Below are 26,485 nucleotides of genomic sequence, written 5' to 3' on the forward strand. Positions count from 1 at the left end.
TGCTCCATACTACTTTTAGGAGGCAGATCAATATGGAAGCAAGCCAGTTAATACAATCAGGAATTGCGGGATTAATCGAAGGGAAAAATCTCAGCCGGGCGCAGGCCCGTGAAATAATGGGAACGATTATGGATGGTACCGCATCAGCGGCACAGATCGGTGCCCTGCTGACCGCGCTGCGGATCAAGGGAGAGACGGTTGAGGAAATTACCGGCTTTGCCGAGGCGATGCGCGGATTCGGAACCCCGGTGCTCACAGAACGCACCAGACTACTGGATACCTGCGGTACCGGAGGCTCAGGCATCCATAAATTTAATATTTCTACCGCTTCTGCTATCATCTCCTCAGCTGCGTCTGTACGCGTCGCCAAGCATGGCAACCGCTCTGCTTCCGGCAGAGCAGGCAGTGCAGATGTACTGGAAGCGCTGGGTGTGAACATTCACCTGAATGCGGAGCAGGCCCGCCGCTGCCTGGACAGTATCGGAATCTGCTTCCTGTTTGCGCAGATTTATCACCCGTCCATGAAGCACGCCGCTGCTCCGCGCCGTGAGCTTGGTGTCCGGACCGTCTTCAATATGCTGGGCCCGCTGACCAACCCGGCTGGAGCTGACCGGCAGCTGATGGGCATCTATGACCGGGATAAGACTAATATTGTCGCTAACGTACTGAAGGAGCTGGGCTCCAAGCGGGCCATGATTGTAAGCAGTCTGGACGGCCTGGATGAAATCAGCATATCGGCGCCTACACAGGTGTCTGAATTGAAGAACGGAATTGTAACTACGTATGAGATTACGCCGGAAGAGCTTGGCCTGAGCCGCCATCCGCTGGAGGCAGTGCTGGGCGGGGATGCTGCCGAGAACGCCGCCATTATTACAGATGTACTGCAGGGAGCGCTTACCCCATACCGTGATATTGTCCTGGCTAATGCCGGTGCCTGTATCTATGTTGCCGGACTGGCGGAGAGTCTGAACGAAGGTGTGGCGCAGGCCCGCCAGATGATCGATTCCGGCAAAGCACTGCTCAAGCTGGAGCAGCTCAAAGCCATGACAAAGGAGCTTGACTATGTATCTTGATAAAATTGTCGCCACCAAAGTAAAAGAGGTTGCAGCCCTGGGCACAAGCTTCTCTATAGCAGTAGCTGAAGAGGTCATAGCAGGTTTGCCCGCTACCAGGGGGTTCAGGGATGCACTGATACAACGCCGGAACCGGGAGATGGGGCTGATTGCAGAGGTTAAGAAGGCATCGCCGTCAAAAGGGCTGATCCGGGCGGATTTCGATCCTTCCGCTATTGCCCGCGGTTACGAGGCAGGCGGCGCTGATTGCCTTTCGGTTCTGACTGACCGGGACTATTTCCAGGGCAGCAATGCCTTTCTGCAGCAGGTAAGAGACGCGGTGAGTCTGCCGCTGCTGCGCAAGGATTTTATTATTGACGAGCTGCAGATTTACGAAGCGCGGATACTGGGTGCGGATGCCATCCTGCTGATTGCGGCGATTCTCACTGCAGAACAATTGGCCTCCTTTACCGACCTGGCAGGCTCTCTCGGCCTGGATGTGCTGATTGAGATCCATGACCAAAGCGAGCTGGAGCTGGTAATCAGTACCGGTAAAATCAATAGTCCTCATGTGCTGCTCGGCATCAATAACCGCAACCTTCGCACATTTGAGACCCGGCTGGAGACAACAGCCGAGCTGGCGGCTCTGGTGCCCCAAGGGGTGGCTGTAATCAGTGAGAGCGGAATCGCCGGTCCGGCAGATATTGATTATTTGCGCTCAAGCGGTGCCGACGGTGTGCTGGTCGGAGAGTACCTGATGCGGCAGGAGAACGTAGAAGAAGCGGTACACGGGCTGCTCGGACCGGTTTCTGCAGGAAAGGATCGTGCCCTGCATGGCTGAAGCGCTGGTAAAAATCTGTGGACTTCAGGACGTTGAAGTGCTAAAATCTATGAAGCGATTGCCGCTCGACTATATCGGCTTTGTATTTGCTCCCAGCCGCCGCAGAGTCACTGCTGAACAGGCAGCACTGCTGGCTGCCGAGCTGTCCGGCTGGGAAACAGGCAAAGCTCCCGGCGCGGCCGGAGTCTTTGTGAATCCTGAGCTGCAGGAGCTGCAGGAGCTTCTGGCCGTTGTTCCGCTGGATGTGATTCAGCTGCACGGGCAGGAGAGTCCTGATTACTGCAGGGAGGTCAAGCTGGCTTTTCCGCAGGCTAAGGTATGGAAGGCGCTTTCGGTGGCCGGCAGTGGACAAGCGGATGGCACTGGAGGCGAGAGTATGGTGGACAGCTATGCAGGGACTGTTGACGCACTGCTGCTGGATACATACGATCCGCAGGGCAGCGGCGGTTCAGGCCGAACCTTTGACTGGGGCAGGATTCCGTTCTTCCATCAGGCTGCAGCAAGGCATGGACTGCCTTTATTTGTAGCAGGAGGACTTCATCCGGATAACGTTGGTGAATTACTGAGAGATTACAGCCCTGATGGGGTAGATGTCTCCAGCGGGGTAGAGAGCAGCGGGGTAAAGGATATTGCCAAAATGACTTCTTTTGTGGAAAGGGTGAAGCAATCATGATACAAGTACCGGACAAATACGGGCGTTTTGGTTCTTTTGGAGGCCGCTTCGTTCCCGAAACCTTGATGAATGCACTGATTGAGCTGGAGGAGTCCTATGCCAAATTTTCGGCGGACCCGGCTTTTCAGGAAGAAATAGAGTATCTGCTGAAACAGTATTCCGGGCGTGAAACGCCACTGTACTATGCAGAGCGGCTGACCAAGCAGCTTGGCGGGGCCAAGATCTATCTGAAGCGTGAGGATCTCAACCATACCGGAGCCCATAAGATCAACAATGCAATCGGGCAGGGGATTCTGGCCAAAAGAATGGGCAAAACCAAGGTTATCGCCGAAACAGGCGCCGGCCAGCACGGTGTGGCTACCGCTACGGTGGCGGCGCTGCTGGGCATGGAATGCAAAGTGTTCATGGGTGAAGAGGATACCCGCCGCCAGGCGCTTAATGTGTTCCGCATGAAGCTGCTTGGAGCCGAGGTCATCCCGGTGACTTCCGGTTCCCGGACCCTCAAGGATGCCGGCAATGAAGCGCTGCGCTACTGGGTCAGCAATGTCGAGGATACCTTCTATATTCTGGGCTCGGCTGTCGGCCCTCACCCTTACCCGATGATGGTCCGCAACTTCCAGCGGATTATCGGCGACGAGACACGGCGCCAGATTCTGGAGGCCGAAGGCCGTCTTCCGGATCTGCTGGTTGCGGCAGTCGGCGGCGGCAGCAATGCCATCGGCATGTTCTACCCGTTCATGGAAGACGAGAGTGTAGGAATGATCGGTGTGGAGGCTGCCGGCAAAGGCGTCGATACCCCTTTCCACGCGGCAACCATGAGCAAAGGAACGCACGGGGTATTCCAGGGCTCCATGAGCTACCTGCTGCAGGATGAACACGGTCAGGTGACCGAAGCCCATTCCATCTCTGCCGGTCTGGATTATCCCGGGGTTGGCCCGGAGCATTCCTATCTCAAGGACATCGAACGGGCCAAATATGTTCCCGTTACCGATAAGGAAGCGCTCGACGCCCTCAAACTTTTATGCGTAACCGAAGGGATTATTCCGGCTTTGGAATCGGCGCATGCCATCGCCCATGTGGCCAAAATTGCCCCCGGACTCAGCAAGGATGATATCGTGGTGATTTGCCTCTCCGGGCGCGGGGACAAAGACGTGGAATCGATCATGGCTTATACGGAAGGGGCGGATTTGTAATGACCACCGAAACGACTAACCGGATGGATCTGGCTTTCCGGAAGCTTAAAGAGGAAGGCAGAACGGCCCTGATCCCTTTTCTTACCGTAGGCGATCCCGATCTTGAAACTACGCTGGATATTATCTCCGAGCTCGAGGCTGCCGGAGCGGATGTGCTGGAGCTTGGAGTTCCCTATTCCGATCCGCTGGCGGACGGACCGGTCATCCAGCGGGCCTCATCCAGAGCGCTGCGCGGCAAGGTTCACCTCCGCACCTGTATGGAAACCGCGCTGAAGGCCCGGCAGAACGGCAGCAAGCTGCCGTTCATCCTGTTCACCTACTATAATCCGGTGCTGCAGATGGGCCTGGATACCTTTTTTGCCGAGCTGGATACCCATGAGATCAGCGGCCTGATCATTCCCGACCTGCCTGTAGAAGAGTCGGAGGAGATGCGCCGGCGCAGCCGTGAAGCAGGCGTGAATCTCATTCCGCTGGTTGCCCCGACCTCCAGTGAGCGGATCGAACGGATCGTTTCCGGCGCCAGCGGCTTTGTATATTGCGTATCCTCGCTTGGTGTGACAGGAGAACGGTCCTCTTTTCACAGCGGTGTAGACGACTTTATTGCTTCGGTCCGCCGTGCAACGGATCTGCCGGTAGCCGTAGGCTTCGGTATTTCCACCGGCGAGCAGGTGGCCCGCTTTGCACAAATATGTGACGGTGTCGTTGTGGGCAGTGCGATTGTCCGCAAGGTGGAAGAGGTCATACCGCTGCTGGAAAACCCGGCCACCCGCAGTGACGGGCTGTTGCAAATTCGTGAATTTGTGTCACAATTAAGACCATAACAGTCAAGCCTGCCTGAAGCAGGCTGTTACTATTCATGGAGAGTGAGGACTTCAGATGAATCCGAAACCGAATATCGTTAACCTCCCTGTCTACAAGCCGGGAAAACCTATTGATGAGGTTAAAAAAGAGCTTGGCCTGGAAGAGGTCATCAAGCTCGCTTCCAATGAAAATCCGTATGGTGCTTCCCCGAGTGCCAAAGCGGCCATTATCGCGGATCTCGACAATCTGTTCCTGTATCCCGACGGCTCAGCAGCTGGTCTGACGGCCGCGCTGGCCGGACATCTCGGCGTACAAAGCGAGAATATCATTTTCGGCTGCGGTTCGGACGAGATCATCGCCCTGATCTGCCGCGCCTTCTTCCTGCCCGGCGATGAGACCATCATGGCAGATCAGACCTTCTCCGTATACAAGAGCAATGCGGATATTGAAGGAGCTCTAACCATTGAAGTACCGCTGGCAGACGGAACCCACGATCTTGACGGCATGCTTGCCCGCGTCACTGACAAGACCAAGGTCATCTGGATCTGCAATCCGAATAACCCTACCGGAACAATTGTCCCGCACAATGCACTGGTTAAATTCCTGGATGCAGTACCGGCAGGAGTAATGGTGGTGCTGGATGAAGCTTACTTTGAATATGTGACAGACGAGTCCTATACAGATGGGATCAAGCTGATGGAGCAGTATCCGAATCTGGTGGTTCTGCGGACCTTCTCCAAGATTTATGGTCTGGCCGCCCTGCGTATCGGTTACGGTGTTGCCAGCCCGCAGATCATCAATCTGATTAATAAGGTGCGTGAGCCGTTCAACACTTCCCGACTGGCTCAGGCCGGAGCCCTGGCAGCGCTGGCTGATCAGGACTATGTGGCTGAATGCCGCCGGCTTAACAGTGAAGGGATTGCACAGCTGCAGGAGGAATTCCTGCGTCTGGGCCTTCATTCCTTCCCGGCTAACGGCAACTTCATCATGGTTGATGTACGCAAGCCTGCTGTAGAGGTATTTGAGGCCCTGCTGCGTCTCGGCATTATTGTCCGGGCCGGACACCGTCTGTACCCGACTTATATCCGTGTGACTGTGGGTTCAGCGGAACAGAACAAGGCTTTTATCAGTGCACTGGAACAGACGCTGTCTGAACAGGAAGTACGGGCTTAAACAGATTCGGAACAAGACGAAATAACAGAAGGCAGGTAGTACAAAGATATGACGACAAAAATAGCAATCTTCGGTGTCGGTCTGATCGGAGGCTCACTGGCCCTTTGCTTCAAAGGCAAGGAGGGCCTGACCGTCGTCGGCCATGCCCACCGTCCTGAATCTGCGGTGAAATATGTCAGTAGGGGAGTGGTGGATCATGCTACTCTGTCTGTTGAGGAAGCGGCGCTTGACGCCGATTATATCTTCCTGTGCGTGCCCGTCGGCATGCTGGAGGGGTACCTGCAGCAGCTGAGCAAGCTTCCGCTCAAGCCGGGCTGCATCATTACGGATGTCGGCAGCACCAAGGCCAGCATTGCAGCCTGTGCAGTTTCCCTCGATATTCCCGGCGTCCATTTCATTGGCGGCCATCCGATGGCCGGCTCGGAACGTTCCGGTGTGGAAGCTGCTTCTTCCCTGCTGTTCGAGAATGCCTACTATGTGCTGACCCCGCCGCCCGGAGTGCCGGAGGAAGCCTATGAGGCACTGAAATCCCTGTTATTACATACGAGAGCACAGATCGTCCGGCTTGATCCGGAACGTCATGATGAAATTGTCGGGGCCATCAGCCATTTGCCGCATATTATCGCTGTAGCTCTTGTGAATCAGATTCATGCCTATGATACAGAGGATTCGCTGTACAGCACACTGGCTGCAGGGGGATTCCGGGATATTACCCGGATTGCCTCCAGTGATCCGATTATCTGGCGCGACATTCTGCTGAATAACCGTGAAGTGATGCTGCGGCTTCTGAAAGACTGGAATGAGGAGGTTTCTTCCTTCATTCAGATGCTGGAGAGCTCAGATGGCGCCGGTATCGAGGAGGCTTTCCATGAAGCGGGCGGCTTCCGCAGCCAGCTGCCCGAACGCCGCAAGGGTATGATTGCCCCGCTGTTCGATTTGCACATTGATGTTCCCGATCATCCGGGGATTATCGGCCGCATCGCCACTGAACTCGGGGATCAGGGGATTAACCTCAGCAACGTCCAGATTATTGAGAGCCGTGAGGATGTGCCGGGGATCATGCGACTGTCGTTCCGCCAGGAGAACGACATGGAGCGGGCCAAGGTGCTTCTGCAGCGTAGCGATTACACAGTATACGTATAGACAGCAGCACTGCTGCCAGGATCATTTAAGTGCAGGAGACAGAAGCTGTCCATGAGAAACAGCGCGTGCCGGTTAAGCCGGTACGCGCTGTTTTTGATTATAGCCTGAAAGCTTGAGAAGCCTCCGGGTAGCAGAGGGTAAAAGGTTTTTAACAAAAAAAAGAACCGCTTACAAAGTAAGCGGCTACAATTCACAATGGATATTGGAATCGTACAGTGTTTGGATAGGAGTGGAGAGAAACCATACTGTACTTTTATTATATGTATCCGTTTACATTTTGTCAACACTTTATTTAAAACTAATTTGAGTCCAGCGGCTTCTCCGGATTTCGACTTTTCCTGCCATTTGGTAAAGAATAGGTTTACAAAAGTCTACTAATTTCATCCTGATAGAATGTATGCTATACTGGTTAAGTATGTTTATAGATTACATTTGGAAATATTTGAATGTGCATTTATATTTCTGTATTTACATACAGCATTTCTTAATTGCCGGAACGCTGAATATACATAGGAAGTATTGCGTTATTAAGTTAAACTTACCGATTTTAATTTTAGGATTTACGGAATTGCAAATTTGGAGGATTCACCGCAACTTTTTTACCCCAGGCCGGTATATACAGTTACGGACCTGACGGGTTAATCGTGCAAGGGCGAGGAGGGCTAAACTCACCATGACGGATTCCCAGTTGATCCAGTTAATCAAGCAAGGAAACACAGAACTATATTCGGAACTGATGCGGAGATACCAGCGAAAGATACTGGCTTTTGTATACCATATGCTCAAGAATTCGCATATGGAGCTCATTGCAGAGGATCTCTGCTCGGAGACATTCTACAAAGCATTCCGGAGCCTGCATTCCTTCCGTGAAGTGGATGCTTCGTTCTCAACATGGCTGTACACGATCGCCCGCAACACCGTGCTCAGTGAACTGCGCAAGAACCGTGCAGGAAATGTCTCACTCGAAGAGAGCGGCTATACGCCTGTAGCACCGGCGGAGGTGGCACCAGAACAGGCTGCACTGCGCAAGGAACGGATGAATCTGGTCCGTGAAGCAATCAATAATCTCCCGGAGAAGCAGCGCTCGGCGCTGATTCTGCGTGAATATGATCAGATGGACTATCAGGAAATTGCCGTCATTTTGGATCAGAGTGTCAGCTCCGTGAAATCACTGTTGTTTCGTGCAAGGAGCAGTGTGAAGCTCCAACTCGAATCCTATTTTTATGAGCCTGAAGTGGAAGAGCAGGCTGAGAGGGTGTAAGGCCTATGAACTGCAGGGAAGCGCAGGATTTCATTCCGCTTTTGTGGGATGCTCCCCCCACTGATCCTAAGCGGATTGAGCTTGAAAGACATATCGCGGGTTGTTCTTACTGTGCCGCTGAATGGGCTATCTGGCAGGAGAGCAACGAGCTTATGCAGGACCTGAGAATGGAGATCAGCGCGGAACGCGCTGAGGCCGTCAATCAGAAGGTTATGGAGCGGATTTATCTGGAGAGCCCGTGGCTGATGCCGGGGGACGGGAAATCTGCCGGCAATACTGCTGTTTTCCGCCGCAGGCTGAGCCTGTGGATCGCCTGCTTTCTGGCCGTGTTTTTATCGAGCTTCTTATATTTCACCTTGTTCAAAACATCTTCCAATACAAGCTCGGCACAGAGCGGTATTATTGATTCAGGTGTAGCCGGACTTACGCTGGAATGGTCTTCATCCTATCCTGCTACAGAGTCCGGGGGAAGAATTATTGAGCCGCTTGTAGTGAGCATGGGGCCCACGCATCCGCAATACTGGATGGTATTATCCATGCTGGGCGTAGCGCTGTCCATCTTTCTGCTGACAAGGCTGAACCGTTACCGCAGACAATGACAAGGTCCCTTTACCCCGGGTAAAGCGGACCTTTTTGTTGCTTCCGGCACTGAACCCCCTTCAAAGATGTTCATAATACATCATAAAGAAGACATTTGTTTGCATTCATGATACATTATTAAGCAAACATACTGGATGGAAGGGTGATAGGCGATGCTGGTCGGCTTGATACGCCATGGACTGACGGATTGGAATGCAGCAGGCAAAATACAGGGACAAAGTGATATTCCGCTTAATGATGAAGGCCGGAGGCAGGCTGAAATGCTGGGTGAGCGGCTGCTGGATGAACCCTACCGCTGGGATTTCTGCATAACAAGCGGTCTGTCGCGGGCAGAAGAGACGGGGAAGATTATTGCCGGGAAGCTGGGTATCCCTCTGATCGAGCCGGATGAGCGGATCCGGGAACGTGCTTACGGACAGGTGGAAGGGATGACGGCTCTGGAGCGAGAGGCCCAATGGGGCAAGGACTGGAATCTGCTTGAGCTGGGACAGGAAACCGATGAGCAGCTGCAGCTGCGGGGGCTTGCGTTTATGGAGGACATTACCGCCCGCTACCCTGACAGTAATATACTGGTTATCTCCCATGGCGGATTTCTCGCCCAGCTCTATGTAGCGTTATACAAAGACAAGTACACAGAACGTCTCGGCAATCTGTCCCTGACCATTATTGAGAAAAGCGAACAGGAATGGAATGCGCTTTTGTATAATTGTACTCGCCATATTTTACAGAATCAGCGGTGACCCGAGCTTTCGGGTTATTTTTTTTTGAGAAAAAAGGAATAAAAAGGGCTGTATTTCCCATAATGGTAGTAAAACAGTGAGGCGATGAATGATGAATCTGGCGGATATGCTCACATACGCGGACATTGGCCAGCTTACCGCGATAGCGGGACGCTACCAGTGCGATTGCAAACGAAACTCGAAACATGATTTGATCCAGAGTCTTCTCATCCTGCTTGGAAGCCGGGATTTCATGGATTCTCATATCCGGAGCTGTAAACCGGAGGAATTGCGGTTTCTGAACACACTGCTTTTTGATGAACGCAGCCACTTTAGTCTCGAGGATCTGCTGGCAGCAGCGAAACAGGCATCCTTTGATATTCCGGACGGCAAAGACGGCGGATATCGTGAAATGGTCAGCCGTTTCAAAAATGGAGGCTGGCTGTTCAGCGGTACCTCACAGCAGAGCAAGTATCTGTTTCAGGTTCCGGAGGATTTGAAGCGCCGTTTCATTGAACAAATGGGCAGTTATATCAGGGGAAAAGTAGTGTACGCCAGTGAGCCTGGCGTGTACCGGTCCGAAGGGGATTTACTGGCTGGCGATCTGCTGCTGTTTATGCGTTATGTGAAAGAGAATGAGCCTGAGCTGAACCAGGAGGGTGCACTCTATAAACGTTATCAGCAGGGGCTGATGAATGCGCTCCAGATACCCGAGCCGTTGCTTAGCAAAGGCGGATGGAGATTCGGTTACGGCAGAGCGTGCGAGCACTATCCGCCCAGAATGGCCCTTTTGTATGATTATGCCAGACACCGCCGTTATATTTCCGAAGAGGGCTTCCGTTTGACGCTGGCTGCTGCCGGAGAGACACTGCTCGCCGAAGGAAAAACCGAAAGACTGATGCAGATATTCTTCTTTTGGTTAAAACTCTATAAAGGTGCTGTTCCCAATCTTCCATCAATCGTATACTGGATTAGTAAGAGCGCCGGAGAGTGGGTAAGCATCTCTTCCTTGACGGAAGGAATAGGCTGGCTGATCAAACCGTTCTACTATGACGATGCGGCCTCCATTCTGGAACAGCGTGTTCTAAGGATGATGCTTCATCTGGGGATGGTTCGGCTGGGGGAGACCCCTGACGGCCCGGTCATTATGATGACCCCATGGGGAATGGAAGCGGCCACTCCAAGGCGGCTGCCTAAGTAAGGGGGAGGAATATGCGGATTGCTTACGGGAATTACATACCGCGGACTGACGAATCTGTATACGTGGCGGAAGGCGCCAAGCTGGTAGGCGATGTGACGGTAGGGCAGCAATCAAGCATCTGGTTCAATGCAGTGCTCCGGGGAGATCTTGCTCCGGTAGTTATCGGGGAACGCTGTAATATTCAGGACGGGGCTGTAGGGCATGTCGGCAATGGCTTGCCGCTGATTCTCGAGGACGGGATATCGGTCGGACATTCCGCAATCATTCACGGCTGCAGGATAGGCAGGGGCACATTAATCGGAATGGGTGCAATTGTTTTGAACGGAGCAGAAATTGGTGAATATGCTTTAATAGGAGCCGGTTCAATTGTAACCGAAAACAAAAAAATCCCGCCGTATACATTGTGTTTAGGTTCTCCTGCAAAAGTCGTCCGCGAGCTTACGGAGCAGGATCTGCTCCGGATGAAGCAGACCAGTGAAAGTTATGTAATCAAAGCAAAAGAATATGGAATCTTCTAAACAGCGGAGGTGTATCGAATGGACAAAATGAAGGCTACCTATGAAGTGATGCTAGGACTTGCGGCAGAAATGGTGTGGGATGAAGCGCTGCGAAAGCGTCGTACCGACATCTTGTACCGGGAGATCGACACGGCGCTGGCGGCCGGAGATAAAGCGGCATTCTGTTATCTGACTGAAGAACTGAAGAGTCTTGCATAAGAAATGCGCTTAGCGCATTTCTTTTTTTGACTTATCCGGCAAGTCCATATTAAATAGATTAAAAGGAATCCATGTGAAGGGATGATCACGTTGAAATTCAGTGAATTTACAGAGGAAAGCTGGAAAGAACATGGAAAATACTTTGATACCTGCCTGCTGCCGTTCACCGGACTGTCGGGTGAGGAGAGCCCGCCTGAGGCAGCAGCCGTGCTGGAGAAGCTCCGTGATCTGCTGGATCTGATCGAGCAGCCGTTCCGGGGCCGCGTAGTTGTATATCCGGCTATACAGTATGCAGCAGGTCAAGATACAGACTATTTGAACGAAGTGTGCAGGAAAGTCAAATCCAGTCTCTTCCAGTATGTGGTTGTTGCTTCAGCCGTTCCCGGAATGTCGGCAGAAGATATTTATGAAAGCGATTTAGTCTTTGCTGTGTCTGGATTCGGACCGGATTGTAAAGGCCCGGAAAAGTCCGAAATAAATGAAAAAATCCATACTTTATGGCAAAGTGCAACATGAGTTAATTGTGACAAAAAATCAACAATTTAATAAAAGAGAGTGCAGATGCCTGTCACAAAATAGACAAAATTCTTGACGGGTATTGGGGCCTAAGCTATGATAAGGGTGAATTGATATGACATGTGATTTATGTCATTGTAACCGGATTCTTTACATTAAATGACTATGCAAGACCTGCAGGTGCCTTCTCCATTTTTGAAAAGGGGGTTACACACCGTATGAGCAGTTACATTGAAGAGCCTGAAGTTAATCCGCCCAAACCGCCCAGCCGCAAGGAGATGTCCCGCAGGCAGTTTCTGACCTACACCCTCGGCGGAGCCACCGCATTTATGGGAGCTGGAGTCCTTCTTCCCATGACGCGGTTTGCTGTAGACCCTATTTTACATAAGCGGGGGGAAGGGGATTTCATCAAGGTTGCAGAAGTCTCGCAGATTACCGATGTTCCGCAGGAGTTTAACTTTGAGCTCAAGCAGCAGGACGGCTGGTATGCCAGTACAGCTACACTGACAGCGTGGATCCGGAAAGATGAGGGCGGAAATATTTATGCGCTTTCACCGATCTGCAAACATCTGGGCTGTACGGTAGGCTGGAACAATGATAAGGCTTTTCCCGACGAATACCATTGTCCCTGCCATGGCGCACGTTACACGAAGCTGGGCAAGCAGCTGGCGGTTGCAGCTAAGCCGCTCGACCAGTACAAGACCAAGATTGAAGGCGGATGGGTGTATCTGGGTGATATTGTACCTAATACCGAAGCCAATAAGGAGGCGTAGCCCTGATGTTTAAAAATATCTATAACTGGATTGATGAACGTCTGGATATTACGCCGATCTGGAGAGATGTTGCGGATCATGAGGTCCCCGAGCACGTCAACCCGGCCCATCACTTCTCGGCATTCGTGTACTGCTTCGGCGGTCTTACCTTTTTTATCACCGTCATTCAGATTCTGTCAGGCATGTTTCTGACTATGTATTATGTACCGGATATTATTAATGCCTATGCCAGTGTGGAATATCTGCAAACCAAGGTTGCTTTCGGGCAAATCGTCCGCGGTATGCACCACTGGGGGGCAAGTCTGGTTATTGTTATGATGTTTTTGCATACGATGCGCGTTTTCTTTACCGGCTCGTACAAAGCGCCGCGGGAGATGAACTGGGTAGTGGGGATGCTGATCTTTTTTGTCATGCTGGGCCTGGGTCTGACCGGTTATCTGCTGCCTTGGGACAACAAAGCTTATTTTGCTACCAAAGTAACGCTGGAAATCGCCAATTCCGTGCCGGTTATGGGTCCTGTGCTAAAAGAGCTGATGCAGGGCGGAACGATTGTCGGTGCAGAGACGTTGACCCGCTTTTTCGCTCTTCATGTATTCTTCCTCCCCGCAGTGCTGCTTATACTGCTCGTTGGACACTTTATTATGATCCGCAGACAGGGTATATCCGGACCGCTGTAAGCCAAACGACGAAAGGAGGGAGAACGGAATGGTACATAAGGGCAAGGACGAATCCGGGGAAAAGGTAGTGTATGTCGGCGACTCCCGTGTAAGAAAGGGCAGCGGATTTATTACGCCGCCTGACTATACGGCTTACCCGGGGAAATCGGAGGCGTTCATTCCGAACTTTCTGCTCAAGGAATGGATGGTCGGGGTAGTTGTGCTGGTAGGCATTCTTGTGCTCACGATTTCCGAGCCTGCGCCGCTGGGATTCCCGGCAGACGCCAGAGCTACCGTTATTCCGATTCCTGACTGGTATTTTCTGTTTCTCTATCAATATTTGAAGCTCCCTTATGCATCGGGTGATTATATCGTGCTGGGAACCCTGGGAGTCACGGGTGTGGCGTTCGGCGCTTTGCTGCTTGCCCCTTTTCTGGACACCGGCCGGGAGCGGCGCTTCTATAAGCGGCCGATTGCCTCTTCGCTGATGCTCCTGTCACTGGCGGCGATCGTCTATTTAACCAATACGGCCTGGACTGAATACAAGCATGAAATGGCCGAAACCGGCCAGATCCCGGAAGATGTGCAGCGTGAGGAGAAAGCAGCTGAGAACAGGGCCAAAGGCTTGCCCACCACCAGTGCGGTACAGACTGAGGATATCGCAATCGTGGACAAGGATGATCCGGCAATGGCACTATTCAAGCAGGCGACCTGCGTTACCTGTCATGCTGTGGACCTGAAGGGCGGGGGCGGACCTTCGCTGCGCGGGGTAGGAGATACCCACGATCAGGCGGCTATTCTGGCCATTATCAAAGAGGGCCAGGGCCAGATGCCGCCGATGTATGAAACGGCGCTTGGTGCCGGGCTTACCGACCAGGATATCGACTCTCTGGCGGCGTGGCTTGCCAAACAAAAAAGCGAACAGTAAAATAATGATAACGCGAACCTGATCGTATTCTTGCGGTCAGGTTTTTGTCTGTGTAGTGGAAGTGATATGTTCCTACTCGGGAGGGAGAAACTGTGTATGCCGGTTAATATGTTAGACAAGCTGTTCAAGCACCGGGGAGTCATATGGCTGCTCTTTATCGTCAATGTCCTCGGAACGATTTACGGATACATATGGTATGGCAATCAACTGGAGTATACTGCGCAGAACTATCCGGCTTGGCTGCTGCCGTTCGTGCCGGACAGCCCGACAGCCAGTCTGTTTTTTACAATTGCGCTGTTACTGCTGCTGTATCCCCCGAAAGGCTTGAAGGGAACGCTGGTGCGTGAGCTGATCGAAGCGCTGGCTGTAGTTACTTCTGTCAAGTACGGCATATGGGCGGTTGGCGTTATTTTTGCCGGTGGATATCAGGGAGATACAGTCAGCTGGAAGGATTGGATGCTGGTGGTGTCGCATACCGGAATGGCGGTAGAGGCCTTGATCTATGCCCGGTTCTTCTCGTTCCGGCGGATGCTGCCGGTGGCTCTGCTCTGGACGCTGGCTAATGATATGGTTGATTACTCAGCAGGAGTCTATCCTTGGCTGCCGTCAGTATTGGAAGACGATGTTACCCAGGTGCAGAATCTCACGATTCTCCTGACTCTGCTGAGCGCTGCGGCAGCCTGGGCAGTGGGTCCGAAAGCAAGGCGGCACGAGACCCTGCAGCGGACCGGGATCCGGCGCTGACAGGCTGTTCTAACTCTTGTCCTTCTGCCATAGATTAAGGGTAGGAGGGATGTCTCATGCCGCGCAAGTGTTATATGGTGCTGAGTGGATTCATATTGTGCTGGCTGCTTGCCGGTATGATCGGCGGGAGTGTATCTGCAGGGAGCGGAGCCCCGGCGCTGACCGGCAGGAACGGCGCAGAAAAGCTGGAACAGGCGGCGGAAGCGCTGTACAGCTATGTGCTGGAAGGTGATGTGGTTAAAGCAAGGCAGAAGAGCGCGGAGATCTCCGAGATCTTTGTGTCTTCCTCTTTTGAAGGGCTGACTTCGGTTGAAGGAGTCAATGCGCTGTCCGGGGTAATTATGGACCTCAAGGCGACCCTTGCGGCTGCCCAGATCGATCCCGGGAAGTGGGAAGCGGCTGCAGCCAGAATGAGGCTTGCCGCCAACAGTCTGAGCCATCCGCGTCAGCCGATGTGGCAACAGTATTATAAGCTGATCCGTGAGGATCTGAACGATATGGAGCAAAGCGCTGCGGCCGGCAACCCGGAAGGCTGGAAAGCTGCCGTCTCCCGGCTGCAGAGCAGATATGATACGATCCGACCGGCGGTCGTCATCTCAAGCCGGCCGGAAGCAGTCAGCGCCTTTGACTCCTGGCTGTCATATGCAGCCGGGGTTACGGATTCCTCTCAGCCTCCCGGACGTTCGCGGCTGCTGGAGATCGTCTCCTACGGCCAGGATGCGGTGAGAGTGTTATTCGGCAAGGAACGCGATGAACCGGCATTATCCCTTCCGCTTGCCCCTGCAGAATATGGAGCCTGGGGACTGCTGGCAGGTGTCTTCATCATCACAGCTCTGGCCTATGCCGCTTTCCGCAAATACCGGGGCGAGCGCGAGGATCTGAGGCCGGTATAGGCGCAGAGGAATACTGGAGGAAGTGGAACTGAAGTTAGTGAAGGCATAGACGTTAAGCTTTCATGCTGGCTTGCCTGCACAAGCTGGCAGGGGTGTTGCGGTTAATTGCCTGCTGATTCTAAAAAAAAGCTCTCCTTTCCATTAGACACGGGAAGGGGAGCTTTTGCTCGTATTATCTTTATAATAATCTTGTGCGATGTATCGTAGAGTGAGGCTTATCGCAGGTATGGGTGAGCCAATGTGTGTGTTTGGCAGATTCTTTGAGGGTTAGCCAACTATGCGATTTTAAGGAATAAGTGTATTTTATACAACTAAAAAGCACAAAAAGCCGCCCAATTTAGAAATAACTGTATTTCATGCAATTATAATCGGCCGAAAATGCTATTTTACCTAAAAAGACCGGATATAGTTGCACGGAATACACTTATAGTTACTGCAAGCCCATAATCGTGGAGTATAGTTGTACAAAATGCAGTTAATCGGTTGAGGTGCTGATTATGTAAAGGTAAAACAACTCATTCTAACTCGCTTAACGCACTCAGATAACATACAAAACTTACCAAACCCCTCAAACTCATCAAACTCATCAAACTAGTCAAACTTAACTTACCAAACACACCAAATCCACCAAATCCGCCAAATCCACCAAATCCACCAAATCCACCAAATCACCAAATACACTCTACTCAATCTAACTCTAGACAACCAAATCTGCTCAATATGCTAATCATACTAAGTTTAAAAAAGCTTAAATCAGACAAAAATTCAAACTCAACGAACCAATATCAACCAACCCTCAACCTTCCGAACTCAGGACTCCCGGAAGCCCTCGCCCATTACATCGTGTACATCGCTGATAATAACGAACGCTGCAGGATCGACGGATTTGACCAGCTGGCTGAGCCGGCGGATCTCCTGGCGGGAGACGACGCAGTAAACCATGTGCTTTGCCTGTTTGGAATACGCGCCGATGGCCGGAATCAGTGTTACACCGCGCTCCATCTCGGCAGTAATCAGGTCGGCAATCTGCGGCGCATCATCGCTGATTATAGTGAAGGCTTTGGCAGCGTATGCCCCCTCCTGGATAAAATCAATGACCCGCGATGCGATAAAGACGGCCACCAGAGTGTATAAAATCTTTTCACGGGGTATGTAGAGCAGGGATGCGCCGATAATGATAACATCGACAACGAGAATGATCTGGCCCATGCTCCAGCCAAATTTGCGTCCCAGGATGCGTGCCACGATATCAACCCCGCCGGTAGTCCCGCCGTAACGGAAAACAATGCCCAGGCCAAGGCCGAGCGTAACGCCTGCATATAATGAAGCAAGAATAAAATCATGCTCGGTAGTGAACGGGACGAGCCAGCCCTTGTCTATCGCCTGTTCGAATACCCAGAGAAAAAAAGTCAGGGAGCCGATGCCTAGTCCGGTATAGACAATCTGATTGGAGCCGAGCACTTTCCAGCCCAGCAGGAACAGCGGAAGGTTCAGCAGCAGTGTCGTTAGGAAGATTGGGATGCTGAAGGCATAATTGAGCAGGATGGTGATCCCGGTTACGCCGCCCTCCATCAGCTGGTTGGGTACAATAAAGTACAAAAGCCCGAATGCATAGACCGCTGTTCCCAGCATAATGGGTGCTATGGTTTTACCAATATTCATGACCTTTAATGAGTTCATTTAATCCCTCGCCTAAGCCCTTATACGGGCAGAATGTTCTAACCTGGCTTTCATGAGGTGAAGCTGTAAATATAAAAAAGATTTGTCTTCAAAACGTCTTTACGATAACATAGGGGCAAACATAAGGCAAGATCATAGAGGGGGCGCAGCTGCAAATTATGGAAAAAAGTCTAGCCGAGATTCAGCGTGAAGTTGACGCTTATATCTCACAGTTTAAGGAAGGTTACTTCAGTCCGCTGTCCATGCTGGCCCGGATGTCAGAGGAAGTCGGGGAGCTGGCGCGCGAAGTGAACCATCAGTTTGGTGAAAAGCCCAAAAAAGCCGATGAAGCAGACAACTCCATTGAACTGGAGCTGGGTGACATTCTGTTCATTACGGTTTGCTTTGCGAATTCACTGGGGATTGATCTGACCGAGGCTCACAATAAAGTGATGCACAAGTTCAATACCCGTGACGCCGGCCGCTGGACCCTTAAAAACACCGATTAGGCCCTTATATCATATGCTGTACCAAACGAACGGGATTTAGCCGTAAGGATGGTGAGTATATGGATCATAACGATTATGTCAAGGCCGCATACCGTTCCATTCTGCGCAGCGATTTCGCACAGGCGATTGAATCTTTTGAGGCTGCCATTTCGGCCAGTCCGGACGATGCCGAAGTCAGATACCGCTGCTCCATTACCTACGCCCGCAGCGGGATGGTGGAGAAAGCGCTGGAGCATGCGGTCGCTGCGGTGAGGCTCGATGATACGAAACCCGAATACCGGCTGCATCTCCAGCATCTGCAGGCGCTTCAGCTTGTGCAGAAGGCCAAACATCTGCTGGAGGATGACGCGGGCGGGACATCCAATCCGTATCATCCGGTTACACTTCTTAAAGCAGCAATTACGCTGGACCCCTTATACGGAGACGCCTATGTATGGCTGGCCATTGCGCACAGCCGGATGAATGAGCATATACAGGCGATCGCCGCCATGAAAGAGGTTATTGCCCTTCATCCGGATGATAGCGGATTGCGCCAGCTGATGAAAGACCTGCAAAGGTCATTGCAAAAATATATCCATTAATGAATGGAACCAGTAAAAGCGAGGAGGATTTAAAGGTGAGCGACAAGATCAGAGTGATTGTCTCCGGAGCAGGAGGCAGAATGGGTAAAGAGGTTGTAAAGCTGGTGCTGGAGGATGAAGAGCTGGAGCTGGCAGCAGCAGTAGACCGTTCCGCAGGCGAGCGTGATGCGGGCCGTATGGTAGGGCTGGAGGAATGCGGAATAACCGTTACTTCCGATCTGGAAGCTGCCTTAGCAGGGAGCCGCGGAGATGTGATGGTTGATTTTACGATTCCGCAATCGGCTTATGCCAATACTTCGCTTGCAATCAAATACGGGGTGCGGCCGGTTATCGGAACAACCGGATTCACTCCGGAGCAGATTGCCGAGCTGGACAAGCAATGTCAGGAGCAGGGAATCGGCGGGCTGATTGCCCCGAACTTCTCGATCGGAGCGATTCTGCTGATGAAATTTGCTGCACAGGCAGCGAAATATTTCCCGCATCTGGAAATTATCGAGTATCATGGAGATCAGAAGCTGGATGCTCCTTCAGGTACAGCAATCAAGACAGCAGAGATGATCTCTGAAGCGAGAGAAGAGCTCCGCCAGGGCCATCCTCATGAGGAAGAGCTTATTGAAGGCTCGCGCGGAGGTTACTATAACGGCTTCCGTATTCACAGCGTCCGTCTTCCGGGCGTGTTTGCCCAGGAGGAAGTGGTGTTCGGCGGATATGGCCAGTCGCTCAAAATCCGTCATGATTCGTACGAACGGGCAGGCTATATGCCTGGGGTTAAGCTGGGAGTCCAGAAGGTAATGGGGTATACCGGACTGATCTACGGCTTCGAGCATTTTATTGAATAGACAGGGGAGAAACCAACATGCTAAAGATTGCCTTTATCGCACATGACCGTAAAAAAGAAGAAATGGTCAATTTCGTTACCGCCTATGAAAATGTTTTTACCGGGCTGGAGCTGTATTCGACGGGAACAACGGGCCAACGTATTATGGAAGCAACCGAGCTGAAAATCAACCGGTTCATGTCCGGTCCGCTGGGCGGCGACCAGCAGATCGGCTCTCTGGTAGCGCAGGATGAGCTGGATCTGATTATTTTCCTGCGTGATCCGCTGATGGCCCAGCCGCACGAGCCGGACATTACGGCACTGCTCCGTTTGTGCGATGTGTACGGCATCCCGGTGGCAACCAATATCGCGACGGCGGAAATTCTGGTGAAGGCAATCGACCGCGGGGATTTCGGCTGGCGGGAGCTTGTACATAAATACAAACCAGGTGTGGACGAGTAATGAAACTGGACATTCTTGTATTCGGGGCGCATGCCGATGATGCCGAGATCGGTATGGCCGGAACCATTGCCAAGCATACGGCTGCAGGGCTGAAGGTAGGCCTGTGTGACTTGACCGCCGCCGAGATGTCATCAAACGGTACAGTGGAGCGCCGCAAGCAGGAAGCGCAGCAGGCTGCCGATGTGCTGGGTGCTGCTGTGCGCAGTAATCTCGGGCTGCCTGACCGCGGCCTGTATATGACAGAAGAGCATCTGGCGGCGGTGACCGCAGAAATCCGCCGGTTTGCCCCGGCTGTCGTCTTCGCACCTTACTGGGAGGACAGGCATCCGGATCATATCGCCTGCAGCAAGCTGGTGGAGGAGGCTGTATTTAATGCCAAGCTGCGCAAATACATGCCGGACAAGCCTGCGGTGCCTGCGCCGCTGCTGTATTTTTACTTCATCAACGACCTGGGCCGTACCGACCTGATTGTGGATGTAACAGAGCAATACGCTGTGAAGGAGCAGGCACTGTCCTGCTACCGTTCCCAGTTTGAAAAAGCACCCGGCGAGGATGTGGTATCCACCCCGCTTAATGAGGGATACATTGAACGCGTCCGCTCACGGGATATGCTGCTTGGCCAGCGCAGGCTCATTCCCTTTGCCGAAGGCTTTGCCACCAGGGTTCCCCATGCTGTTGACCTGTTCCTTAACGGGGGCAAGTCGGAATAAGCTTTATTTTGTTGTGTGATGCAACTATAATAAATCAATGACATTACTTAAAGTAAGAGAACAGTCTACGAAGGGGACGGAGCTATGAACCGGCTAAAAATAGGCATCACCTGTTATCCGTCTCTGGGCGGCTCGGGCGTAGTGGCGACTGAACTGGGCAAGCTTCTGGCGGAAAAAGGCCATGAAGTCCATTTTATTACACACAGTATCCCGTTCCGGCTTGGAACGTTTCAGAAGAATATATTTTATCATGAGGTTGAGGTTAACGATTACTATGTGTTCCGTTACCCCCCTTATGATCTGGCGCTGGCGACCAAAATGGCCCAGGTAGCCAAAATGCAGGGGCTGGATCTGCTTCATGTCCATTATGCGGTACCGCATGCCGTCTGCGCATTTCTTGCCAAGCAGATGCTCGGCAATGATATGAAGGTCGTTACTACCTTGCACGGCACCGACATCACGGTGCTGGGGCAGGATGAGTCACTCAAGGATCTGATCCGGCTGGGCATTAATGAGAGCGATGCGGTTACCGCCGTTTCAAAGGATCTGATCAACGAAACCCGAAAGGTTCTGGATATTACAAGGGATATTGACCTGACTTATAACTTTGTTGACAAGCGGGTCTATTATCCGCGGGATGTAACAGACCTGCGGGGCGATTATGCCGATCCCGATGAGAAAATCCTGATGCATATCAGCAATTTCCGCCCGGTGAAACGGGTGGGCGATGTGGTTGATGTTTTTGCCAAGGTGAGCCGGGAGATCAAGGCGAAGCTCCTTCTGGTAGGGGAAGGCCCGGAGCTGCCGAAGATTCAGGCCAAGATCAACGAAATGGGTCTTGAGCACAAGGTCCGCTTCCTCGGCAAGCAGGATGAGATTGCCCAGGTAATCTCGCTGGCTGACCTGCTGCTGTTGCCTTCGGAGAAGGAGAGCTTTGGGCTGGTAGCGCTGGAGGCGATGGCCTGCGGCGTCCCGACGATCGGTTCCCAGGCCGGCGGCATTCCAGAGCTGGTTCAGCATGGCAAGACCGGCTTCCTGGCGCCGATTGGCGATACGTCTGCTATGGCTAAATATGCCGTGAAGCTGCTGTCGGATGAGGCATTGGCCGAGCAATTCCGCGAGGCTTGTCTGAAGCGTTCCTGCAATGACTTCAGCCGGGACAGCATTACGAACCAATATGAGGATATTTATTACCGTGTGCTGGGGCGCAAGGTGCTCGGAATGGATGCCATCCGGGGGTAAGGAGAACGATATGGAATGGACAATGGCACCGGACGGTATGGCGGCGGCAGCCCGCAAGGTGATTACAGGGCTGCTTGAGAGCGGCCGTGAGGCCTATTTCGTCGGAGGTTGTATCCGCGATGAGCTGCTGGGCCGGCCGGTTCATGATATCGACCTGACCACTTCGGCGCTGCCCGAGGAGGTTATGGCCGTCTTTCCGCGCTGTGTCCCGACAGGGCTTGCCCACGGGACGGTTACAGTGCTGCAGGACGGCTTCAGCTTTGAAGTGACGACTTACCGGACGGAGAGCGGCTATGCCGATCACCGCCGTCCGGAGCATGTCTCTTTTGTAAGCGATGTTAAGGAGGATCTGCGGCGGCGGGATTTCACCATCAATGCGATCTGCTGCGGGCTGGACGGGAAGCTGGTTGATCCGTTTCTGGGCACGCAGGATTTAGGCGCCCGGCTGATCCGCTGCGTAGGCAGTGCGGAGGAGCGCTTCGACGAGGATGCACTGCGCATGCTGCGCTGTGTGCGGTTCGCGTCGGTGCTGGATTTTGCCGTCGCCAAGAATACGTGGCGGGGGCTGCTGCGCCAGCGCGACAAGCTGGCGCATATCGCCGTCGAGCGCGTGCGCGCCGAGACGGAGCGCATCGCCCTGGGGCCGCACCCTGTGCGCGGCCTCGGCCTGCTGGCGCGCAGCGGGCTGCTTGCGCGCGGCAAAGCCCCGTTCCCCTGGACCGGCGAAGATATGGCGGCAGCAGCCGCCATGCTGGCCGGGATCGGGGAACTGGACAGCGCCCGCCTGCGGTGGGCGCTGCTCCTCCATGCCCTGGGGCAGTCGGCCGAAGCGGCCGACAAGCTCCTGCGGGCATGGACGTTCCCGGGGGCGGCGCGCAGCTCCGTCGCCGCCGTGCTCCGCGTCCGCGAGGCGTGGGACGCGGCGCTGGCCTCAGTAGCGCCGGATTCTCCGGGCGCTACTGAGCAGCTGCGGCGGCGCTGGATCGCCGCCGTGCTATCCATCGGCGCGGAAGCCGCCGATGGGTGGGTGACGCTGCTGGCGGCGCTGCCGCAGGCCGCCGCGCACATCCCGCCCGCCACGCTGCGCTCATGGACGGCAGAGATGCCAATCCGCTCGCTTAGCGAGCTGTCAGTTTCCGGCAAGGAGCTGGCTGGTCTGCTTGGGAAGCCTCCCGGGCCGTGGCTCGGCGGACTGCTGAATAAGCTGCTGCTGGCTGTAGCGGCGGGGGACTGCCCGAATGACCAACAAGTATTGCTTCAGGAAGCAAGAAGGATGGATATAGATGAATCATGACAATAAGCCTGTGTTCGGCCTTCCGGCACGGGAGAGCTTCGTGTCAAGCTGGCAGGATCGGCTGCAGCTGCTCGACTCGGTGATTTCGACCCAAGAGGAAGCAAAGAAGCTTGCTGAGGCAGGTGCCCTTGAAGGCACAGCCGTCCGGGCCGAGGAGCAGACCGGCGGCCGGGGTCGGATGGGCCGGAAATGGCATTCGCCGAAGGGCAAAGGCATCTGGCTGAGCATTGTGCTCCGTCCCAGCCTGCCGCTGTCTCTGACGCCGCAGCTTACCCTCTTGGCCGGGGTGGCAGTCTGCACTGCCATACGTGAGGTGACCGGTGTGCCGGCCGGAATCAAATGGCCGAATGATCTGCTGGCCGGCGGACGCAAAATCTGCGGCATCCTGCTGGAATCCTGCCTCCGGGAAGGCGGCCTGCACTATGCTATCGCCGGCATCGGTATTTCCGCCAACCTGACTCCGGAGGACTATCCGGATTACCTGCAGGAGGTCGGTACTTCTCTCCTGATTGAAGGCGGAGGCATCCCGGTCGACCGTGAACAGCTGACCCGGGCTGTGCTGGCTGAGCTGGAATATCTCTACTGCCTGTACCTGGATCAGGGCTTCCGGCCGGTGAAGGAGCTGTGGGAATCTATGTCGGTGACGCTCGGACGCCAGATTTCCTTCAACACGCCTCAGGGCCGCTGTGAAGGCAGGGCTGTGGGTCTGGATGAAAACGGCGGACTACAGCTGCAGGATGAGGCTGGCAACATCACCAGCATCCTGTCAGGGGAGATAGAAATGATCTGATATGACAAGGGTTCCATCCCTTGTCATATTTTTTTTCGTGTAATTTGGGGCAGGTTTTGGTATACTATGGACAGAGACGGTATCGCCATGGTGCGAACTGTACTCCGGCTAGGCTTTTAATAACTGAGTAATTGCTTTTGGATGTACCTTCATAACTGTACTACACGGTTACGTTGGATTCTGCTCTGAGCCGTAAGGACCGAGACAGAAGGGACGATCGCGAGTGACTCTTTTTTGCCCTTCGGACCTATTTAGCCGATTATGCTAAAGGGTTTTTTTGTTTGCGCGTTTACGCGTATTTTAACTGCGAAAAGGGGAATGGAGAGAATGGCTGACAAACATGCACTGAACATTGTAAAAATGAAAAAAATGAAAGCGGAGGGTGTGCCCCTGAGCATGCTGACCGCTTATGATTATCCTTCGGCACTGCTTGCCGAAGAGGCGGGGATTGACCTGATCCTCGTCGGTGATTCGCTGGGAAATGTAGTGCTTGGCTATGATACGACACTGCCGGTAACGATCGACGATATGGTCTACCATACCCGCTCTGTCGTCCGGGGGGCGCAGAACACTTTTATCGTGGCGGATATGCCGTTTATGACCTACCACGGTGGTGTGGATGAGACGCTGCGCGGTGTACGCAGACTGATGCAGGAGGGCCGTGCCCATGCTGTTAAGATGGAAGGCGGGCTGGAAATCTGCGAAGCCGTGTCTGCTGTCACGAAGGCGGGAGTGCCTGTTCTCGGACATATCGGCCTGACTCCGCAGTCGGTCAATATGATCGGCGGCTACCGGATTCAGGGGAAGGACCCTGCGGATGCACAGCGGCTGATGAAAGAGGCTAAGGCACTTGAAGCGGCAGGAGCGTTCGGGATTGTTCTGGAGCTGGTAACTGAAGAAGTGGCGGAAGCCATTACAAAGGCGCTCAGCATTCCGACGATCGGCATTGGAGCTGGACGATACTGTGACGGTCAGGTGCTCGTGTTCCATGATCTTGTGCGCTATGCTTCACCATACCGGGAGAAGCGTTTCGTCAAAACCTATGCCGACGTCGGCAGCATCATCCGCGAGGGGATCAGCAGCTATGTCAAGGAAGTGAAGGAGCGTTCCTTCCCTGCCGAGGACCATGTTTTTAATGCGGATGAGCATGTACTGGAATCTTTATACGGCGCTGCCGGAAAAGGAGTGAAATAAGATGAGAGTGGTCAGAACAGTAGCACAATTGCGCGAAGCGCTTGATTATATGCGTCAGGGAGGGCATACTCCGGTCGGTTTTGTGCCGACTATGGGATACCTGCATGAAGGACATGCCAGTCTGCTGCGCAAGGCCGGTGAGAAGAGCAATACGGTGGTGATGAGCATTTTTGTCAATCCGCTGCAATTCGGGCCGAATGAGGATTATGCCTCTTATCCGCGTGATGAAGCACGTGATCTGGAGCTTGCCGAACGTGAAGGTGCAGATATTGTCTTCATTCCGAGTGTGGAGGAAATGTACCCGCAGCCTACACTTACCAAGATCTCGGTATCCTCTCTGACTACCCGGCTCTGCGGCGCTTCACGTCCGGGGCATTTCGACGGTGTAACCACTGTTGTTAACAAGCTGTTCAATATGGTGCAGCCTGATTATGCATTCTTCGGTCTTAAGGATGCCCAGCAGGTGGCGGTACTGCGCCGCATGGTATCCGACCTCAATATGAATGTTGAAATTATTGCCTGCCCGATCATCCGCGAGAATGACGGACTGGCGCTCAGCTCGCGCAATGTCTATCTATCCGCAGAGGAGCGCAGCCAGGCGCTTGTACTGTCCCGTTCACTGAAGGCTGTTCGCCAGGCAATGGACGAGGGTGCGGTCCGTACTGCTGATGAAGCCCGGATGCTTCTTGTCTCGGAAATTTCCTCTGCTCCGCTGGCCGTGATCGATTATGCGGAAATTCTGACTTTCCCTGATCTGGAGGCGCTGGAACCCGGATCGCTGCTTACTTCCTCCGGCAGTGAGATCATCATTGCGCTGGCAGTCAAATTCGGCAGAACCCGGCTGATCGACAATAATGTATTTATTCCGAAGGAGGCTCCTGCCCTTGTTTAGACATATGATGAAATCCAAAATTCACCGTGCGACGGTGACTGAGGCCAACCTTAATTATGTAGGCAGCATTACGATTGATGAGGATCTGATGGAAGCGGCCGATCTGCTTGAGAACGAGAAGGTACAGATTGTGGACAACAACAACGGCTCCCGGCTGGAAACCTACGTCATTCCGGGCCCGCGCGGCAGCGGCGTCATCTGCCTGAACGGGGCGGCGGCCCGCCTGGTGCAGCCTGGCGATACAGTCATCATTATCTCTTATGCAATGCTGTCCGCTGATGAACTGGCCGGCCACAAGCCGACGGTTGTGTTTGTGGACGCAGACAATAAGCCGGTCAAGCTGGCTGACCATGAGCTGCACGCTACAATCGCCTGATAAGGCAGCTGCAGGCCATGTAATCAATGGCAGGGATGAACCGCCCCGACTTTGCTAAAAATGAAGGCAGGCAAGC

General features: G+C 53.3%; 31 protein-coding genes. 30 read left to right on the top strand and 1 reads right to left on the bottom strand.

Annotation, left to right across the window (positions count from 1 at the left end):
* Positions 1-32 precede the first annotated feature (32 nt).
* The 19 genes from trpD (at position 33) to M2108_RS08580 (ending at position 15,883) form a co-directional block, all read left to right on the top strand.
* Positions 33-1,073, top strand: a complete 1,041-nt coding sequence (trpD, locus tag M2108_RS08490; RefSeq protein ID WP_277468402.1) for an anthranilate phosphoribosyltransferase — start codon at positions 33-35, stop codon at positions 1,071-1,073.
* Positions 1,063-1,893, top strand: coding sequence for an indole-3-glycerol phosphate synthase TrpC (trpC, locus tag M2108_RS08495; protein WP_277468401.1), 831 nt, complete (start codon positions 1,063-1,065; stop codon positions 1,891-1,893). Before trpD ends, trpC begins: the two co-directional genes overlap by 11 nt.
* Positions 1,886-2,566, top strand: coding sequence for a phosphoribosylanthranilate isomerase (locus tag M2108_RS08500; protein WP_277468400.1), 681 nt, complete (start codon positions 1,886-1,888; stop codon positions 2,564-2,566). Before trpC ends, M2108_RS08500 begins: the two co-directional genes overlap by 8 nt.
* Positions 2,563-3,759: a tryptophan synthase subunit beta gene (gene trpB, locus M2108_RS08505; protein WP_277468399.1), complete on the top strand. Its 1,197-nt coding sequence runs from the start codon at positions 2,563-2,565 to the stop codon at positions 3,757-3,759. Before M2108_RS08500 ends, trpB begins: the two co-directional genes overlap by 4 nt.
* The gene (trpA, locus tag M2108_RS08510; protein ID WP_090719810.1) at positions 3,759-4,580 is read left to right on the top strand and encodes a tryptophan synthase subunit alpha; all 822 of its coding nucleotides are present in this window, start codon (positions 3,759-3,761) and stop codon (positions 4,578-4,580) included. The genes trpB and trpA overlap by 1 nt, the downstream gene beginning before the upstream one ends.
* Before the next feature lie 55 nt (positions 4,581-4,635).
* A complete protein-coding gene (gene hisC, locus M2108_RS08515) occupies positions 4,636-5,733 on the top strand; it encodes a histidinol-phosphate transaminase (RefSeq protein WP_277468398.1) in 1,098 nt (365 codons plus the stop codon).
* Positions 5,734-5,781: 48 nt separating this feature from the next.
* The gene (locus tag M2108_RS08520) at positions 5,782-6,876 is read left to right on the top strand and encodes a prephenate dehydrogenase (RefSeq protein ID WP_277468397.1); all 1,095 of its coding nucleotides are present in this window, start codon (positions 5,782-5,784) and stop codon (positions 6,874-6,876) included.
* A gap of 673 nt (positions 6,877-7,549) precedes the next feature.
* Complete coding sequence (locus M2108_RS08525; RefSeq protein ID WP_090719818.1) at positions 7,550-8,137, top strand: RNA polymerase sigma factor; 588 nt, start codon at positions 7,550-7,552, stop codon at positions 8,135-8,137.
* 5 nt (positions 8,138-8,142) lie between these two features.
* On the top strand, positions 8,143-8,736 hold the full coding sequence (locus M2108_RS08530; protein ID WP_277468396.1) for an anti-sigma factor: 594 nt from the start codon (positions 8,143-8,145) through the stop codon (positions 8,734-8,736).
* 153 nt (positions 8,737-8,889) lie between these two features.
* Positions 8,890-9,477: a histidine phosphatase family protein gene (locus tag M2108_RS08535; protein ID WP_277468395.1), complete on the top strand. Its 588-nt coding sequence runs from the start codon at positions 8,890-8,892 to the stop codon at positions 9,475-9,477.
* A gap of 91 nt (positions 9,478-9,568) precedes the next feature.
* Positions 9,569-10,657, top strand: a complete 1,089-nt coding sequence (locus M2108_RS08540) for a hypothetical protein (RefSeq protein WP_277468394.1) — start codon at positions 9,569-9,571, stop codon at positions 10,655-10,657.
* 11 nt (positions 10,658-10,668) lie between these two features.
* Positions 10,669-11,175, top strand: coding sequence for a gamma carbonic anhydrase family protein (locus M2108_RS08545; RefSeq protein WP_277468393.1), 507 nt, complete (start codon positions 10,669-10,671; stop codon positions 11,173-11,175).
* A gap of 18 nt (positions 11,176-11,193) precedes the next feature.
* Entirely contained in the window at positions 11,194-11,373 is a 180-nt protein-coding gene (locus M2108_RS08550; protein WP_277468392.1) for an IDEAL domain-containing protein, read from the top strand.
* Between the two features lie 90 nt (positions 11,374-11,463).
* Positions 11,464-11,889, top strand: coding sequence for a DUF2487 family protein (locus tag M2108_RS08555; protein ID WP_277506119.1), 426 nt, complete (start codon positions 11,464-11,466; stop codon positions 11,887-11,889).
* Positions 11,890-12,107: 218 nt separating this feature from the next.
* Positions 12,108-12,662, top strand: coding sequence for a Rieske (2Fe-2S) protein (locus M2108_RS08560; protein ID WP_277468390.1), 555 nt, complete (start codon positions 12,108-12,110; stop codon positions 12,660-12,662).
* A 5-nt stretch (positions 12,663-12,667) separates the two neighbouring features.
* Entirely contained in the window at positions 12,668-13,339 is a 672-nt protein-coding gene (qcrB, locus tag M2108_RS08565) for a menaquinol-cytochrome c reductase cytochrome b subunit (protein WP_042178168.1), read from the top strand.
* Positions 13,340-13,367: 28 nt separating this feature from the next.
* The gene (locus M2108_RS08570; protein WP_277468389.1) at positions 13,368-14,246 is read left to right on the top strand and encodes a menaquinol-cytochrome c reductase cytochrome b/c subunit; all 879 of its coding nucleotides are present in this window, start codon (positions 13,368-13,370) and stop codon (positions 14,244-14,246) included.
* A gap of 96 nt (positions 14,247-14,342) precedes the next feature.
* Positions 14,343-14,990: a DUF1405 domain-containing protein gene (locus M2108_RS08575; RefSeq protein ID WP_277468388.1), complete on the top strand. Its 648-nt coding sequence runs from the start codon at positions 14,343-14,345 to the stop codon at positions 14,988-14,990.
* A gap of 56 nt (positions 14,991-15,046) precedes the next feature.
* Positions 15,047-15,883 carry a sporulation protein YpjB gene (locus M2108_RS08580; protein ID WP_277468387.1) on the top strand — a complete coding sequence of 279 codons (837 nt, stop codon included), beginning with the start codon at positions 15,047-15,049 and terminating at the stop codon, positions 15,881-15,883.
* A gap of 810 nt (positions 15,884-16,693) precedes the next feature.
* On the opposite strand, the gene M2108_RS08585 is transcribed toward M2108_RS08580, so the two are convergent.
* Positions 16,694-17,563: a YitT family protein gene (locus M2108_RS08585; protein WP_277468386.1), complete on the bottom strand. Its 870-nt coding sequence runs from the start codon at positions 17,561-17,563 to the stop codon at positions 16,694-16,696.
* A 158-nt stretch (positions 17,564-17,721) separates the two neighbouring features.
* Between M2108_RS08585 and M2108_RS08590 the strand changes: the two genes are divergently transcribed.
* The 11 genes from M2108_RS08590 (at position 17,722) to panD (ending at position 26,409) form a co-directional block, all read left to right on the top strand.
* Entirely contained in the window at positions 17,722-18,051 is a 330-nt protein-coding gene (locus M2108_RS08590) for a nucleotide pyrophosphohydrolase (protein WP_068723335.1), read from the top strand.
* Between the two features lie 59 nt (positions 18,052-18,110).
* Positions 18,111-18,632: a tetratricopeptide repeat protein gene (locus M2108_RS08595; RefSeq protein WP_277468385.1), complete on the top strand. Its 522-nt coding sequence runs from the start codon at positions 18,111-18,113 to the stop codon at positions 18,630-18,632.
* Positions 18,633-18,667: 35 nt separating this feature from the next.
* A complete protein-coding gene (dapB, locus tag M2108_RS08600; RefSeq protein ID WP_277468384.1) occupies positions 18,668-19,471 on the top strand; it encodes a 4-hydroxy-tetrahydrodipicolinate reductase in 804 nt (267 codons plus the stop codon).
* A gap of 17 nt (positions 19,472-19,488) precedes the next feature.
* Positions 19,489-19,911, top strand: a complete 423-nt coding sequence (gene mgsA / locus M2108_RS08605; protein WP_277468383.1) for a methylglyoxal synthase — start codon at positions 19,489-19,491, stop codon at positions 19,909-19,911.
* Positions 19,911-20,621, top strand: coding sequence for a bacillithiol biosynthesis deacetylase BshB1 (gene bshB1, locus M2108_RS08610; protein WP_277468382.1), 711 nt, complete (start codon positions 19,911-19,913; stop codon positions 20,619-20,621). Before mgsA ends, bshB1 begins: the two co-directional genes overlap by 1 nt.
* An 84-nt stretch (positions 20,622-20,705) precedes the next feature.
* A complete protein-coding gene (gene bshA / locus M2108_RS08615; protein WP_277468381.1) occupies positions 20,706-21,863 on the top strand; it encodes an N-acetyl-alpha-D-glucosaminyl L-malate synthase BshA in 1,158 nt (385 codons plus the stop codon).
* A 10-nt stretch (positions 21,864-21,873) separates the two neighbouring features.
* On the top strand, positions 21,874-23,157 hold the full coding sequence (locus M2108_RS08620; protein ID WP_277468380.1) for a CCA tRNA nucleotidyltransferase: 1,284 nt from the start codon (positions 21,874-21,876) through the stop codon (positions 23,155-23,157).
* Entirely contained in the window at positions 23,147-23,947 is an 801-nt protein-coding gene (locus M2108_RS08625; RefSeq protein WP_277468379.1) for a biotin--[acetyl-CoA-carboxylase] ligase, read from the top strand. The genes M2108_RS08620 and M2108_RS08625 overlap by 11 nt, the downstream gene beginning before the upstream one ends.
* A gap of 327 nt (positions 23,948-24,274) precedes the next feature.
* Positions 24,275-25,141, top strand: a complete 867-nt coding sequence (gene panB / locus M2108_RS08630; protein WP_277468378.1) for a 3-methyl-2-oxobutanoate hydroxymethyltransferase — start codon at positions 24,275-24,277, stop codon at positions 25,139-25,141.
* A 1-nt stretch (position 25,142) separates the two neighbouring features.
* Positions 25,143-26,033: a pantoate--beta-alanine ligase gene (gene panC, locus M2108_RS08635; RefSeq protein WP_277468377.1), complete on the top strand. Its 891-nt coding sequence runs from the start codon at positions 25,143-25,145 to the stop codon at positions 26,031-26,033.
* Entirely contained in the window at positions 26,026-26,409 is a 384-nt protein-coding gene (gene panD / locus M2108_RS08640) for an aspartate 1-decarboxylase (protein ID WP_068728666.1), read from the top strand. Before panC ends, panD begins: the two co-directional genes overlap by 8 nt.
* The last annotated feature ends 76 nt before the right edge of the window (positions 26,410-26,485 follow it).

The sequence above is a fragment of the Paenibacillus sp. PastM-3 genome, from assembly GCF_029893965.1.
Lineage (GTDB): Bacteria > Bacillota > Bacilli > Paenibacillales > Paenibacillaceae > Paenibacillus_AQ.

Excerpts from the sequence above, each read along its gene's own strand:
- trpD (WP_277468402.1), top strand. The coding sequence starts at position 33 with ATGGAAGCAAGCCAGTTAATACAATCAGGAATTGCGGGATTAATCGAA.
- trpC (WP_277468401.1), top strand. The coding sequence starts at position 1,063 with ATGTATCTTGATAAAATTGTCGCCACCAAAGTAAAAGAGGTTGCAGCC.
- M2108_RS08500 (WP_277468400.1), top strand. The coding sequence starts at position 1,886 with ATGGCTGAAGCGCTGGTAAAAATCTGTGGACTTCAGGACGTTGAAGTG.
- trpB (WP_277468399.1), top strand. The coding sequence starts at position 2,563 with ATGATACAAGTACCGGACAAATACGGGCGTTTTGGTTCTTTTGGAGGC.
- trpA (WP_090719810.1), top strand. The coding sequence starts at position 3,759 with ATGACCACCGAAACGACTAACCGGATGGATCTGGCTTTCCGGAAGCTT.
- hisC (WP_277468398.1), top strand. The coding sequence starts at position 4,636 with ATGAATCCGAAACCGAATATCGTTAACCTCCCTGTCTACAAGCCGGGA.
- M2108_RS08520 (WP_277468397.1), top strand. The coding sequence starts at position 5,782 with ATGACGACAAAAATAGCAATCTTCGGTGTCGGTCTGATCGGAGGCTCA.
- M2108_RS08525 (WP_090719818.1), top strand. The coding sequence starts at position 7,550 with ATGACGGATTCCCAGTTGATCCAGTTAATCAAGCAAGGAAACACAGAA.
- M2108_RS08530 (WP_277468396.1), top strand. The coding sequence starts at position 8,143 with ATGAACTGCAGGGAAGCGCAGGATTTCATTCCGCTTTTGTGGGATGCT.
- M2108_RS08535 (WP_277468395.1), top strand. The coding sequence starts at position 8,890 with ATGCTGGTCGGCTTGATACGCCATGGACTGACGGATTGGAATGCAGCA.
- M2108_RS08540 (WP_277468394.1), top strand. The coding sequence starts at position 9,569 with ATGAATCTGGCGGATATGCTCACATACGCGGACATTGGCCAGCTTACC.
- M2108_RS08545 (WP_277468393.1), top strand. The coding sequence starts at position 10,669 with ATGCGGATTGCTTACGGGAATTACATACCGCGGACTGACGAATCTGTA.
- M2108_RS08550 (WP_277468392.1), top strand. The coding sequence starts at position 11,194 with ATGGACAAAATGAAGGCTACCTATGAAGTGATGCTAGGACTTGCGGCA.
- M2108_RS08560 (WP_277468390.1), top strand. The coding sequence starts at position 12,108 with ATGAGCAGTTACATTGAAGAGCCTGAAGTTAATCCGCCCAAACCGCCC.
- qcrB (WP_042178168.1), top strand. The coding sequence starts at position 12,668 with ATGTTTAAAAATATCTATAACTGGATTGATGAACGTCTGGATATTACG.
- M2108_RS08570 (WP_277468389.1), top strand. The coding sequence starts at position 13,368 with ATGGTACATAAGGGCAAGGACGAATCCGGGGAAAAGGTAGTGTATGTC.
- M2108_RS08575 (WP_277468388.1), top strand. The coding sequence starts at position 14,343 with ATGCCGGTTAATATGTTAGACAAGCTGTTCAAGCACCGGGGAGTCATA.
- M2108_RS08580 (WP_277468387.1), top strand. The coding sequence starts at position 15,047 with ATGCCGCGCAAGTGTTATATGGTGCTGAGTGGATTCATATTGTGCTGG.
- M2108_RS08585 (WP_277468386.1), bottom strand. The coding sequence starts at position 17,563 with ATGAACTCATTAAAGGTCATGAATATTGGTAAAACCATAGCACCCATT.
- M2108_RS08590 (WP_068723335.1), top strand. The coding sequence starts at position 17,722 with ATGGAAAAAAGTCTAGCCGAGATTCAGCGTGAAGTTGACGCTTATATC.
- M2108_RS08595 (WP_277468385.1), top strand. The coding sequence starts at position 18,111 with ATGGATCATAACGATTATGTCAAGGCCGCATACCGTTCCATTCTGCGC.
- mgsA (WP_277468383.1), top strand. The coding sequence starts at position 19,489 with ATGCTAAAGATTGCCTTTATCGCACATGACCGTAAAAAAGAAGAAATG.
- bshB1 (WP_277468382.1), top strand. The coding sequence starts at position 19,911 with ATGAAACTGGACATTCTTGTATTCGGGGCGCATGCCGATGATGCCGAG.
- bshA (WP_277468381.1), top strand. The coding sequence starts at position 20,706 with ATGAACCGGCTAAAAATAGGCATCACCTGTTATCCGTCTCTGGGCGGC.
- M2108_RS08620 (WP_277468380.1), top strand. The coding sequence starts at position 21,874 with ATGGAATGGACAATGGCACCGGACGGTATGGCGGCGGCAGCCCGCAAG.
- M2108_RS08625 (WP_277468379.1), top strand. The coding sequence starts at position 23,147 with ATGAATCATGACAATAAGCCTGTGTTCGGCCTTCCGGCACGGGAGAGC.
- panB (WP_277468378.1), top strand. The coding sequence starts at position 24,275 with ATGGCTGACAAACATGCACTGAACATTGTAAAAATGAAAAAAATGAAA.
- panC (WP_277468377.1), top strand. The coding sequence starts at position 25,143 with ATGAGAGTGGTCAGAACAGTAGCACAATTGCGCGAAGCGCTTGATTAT.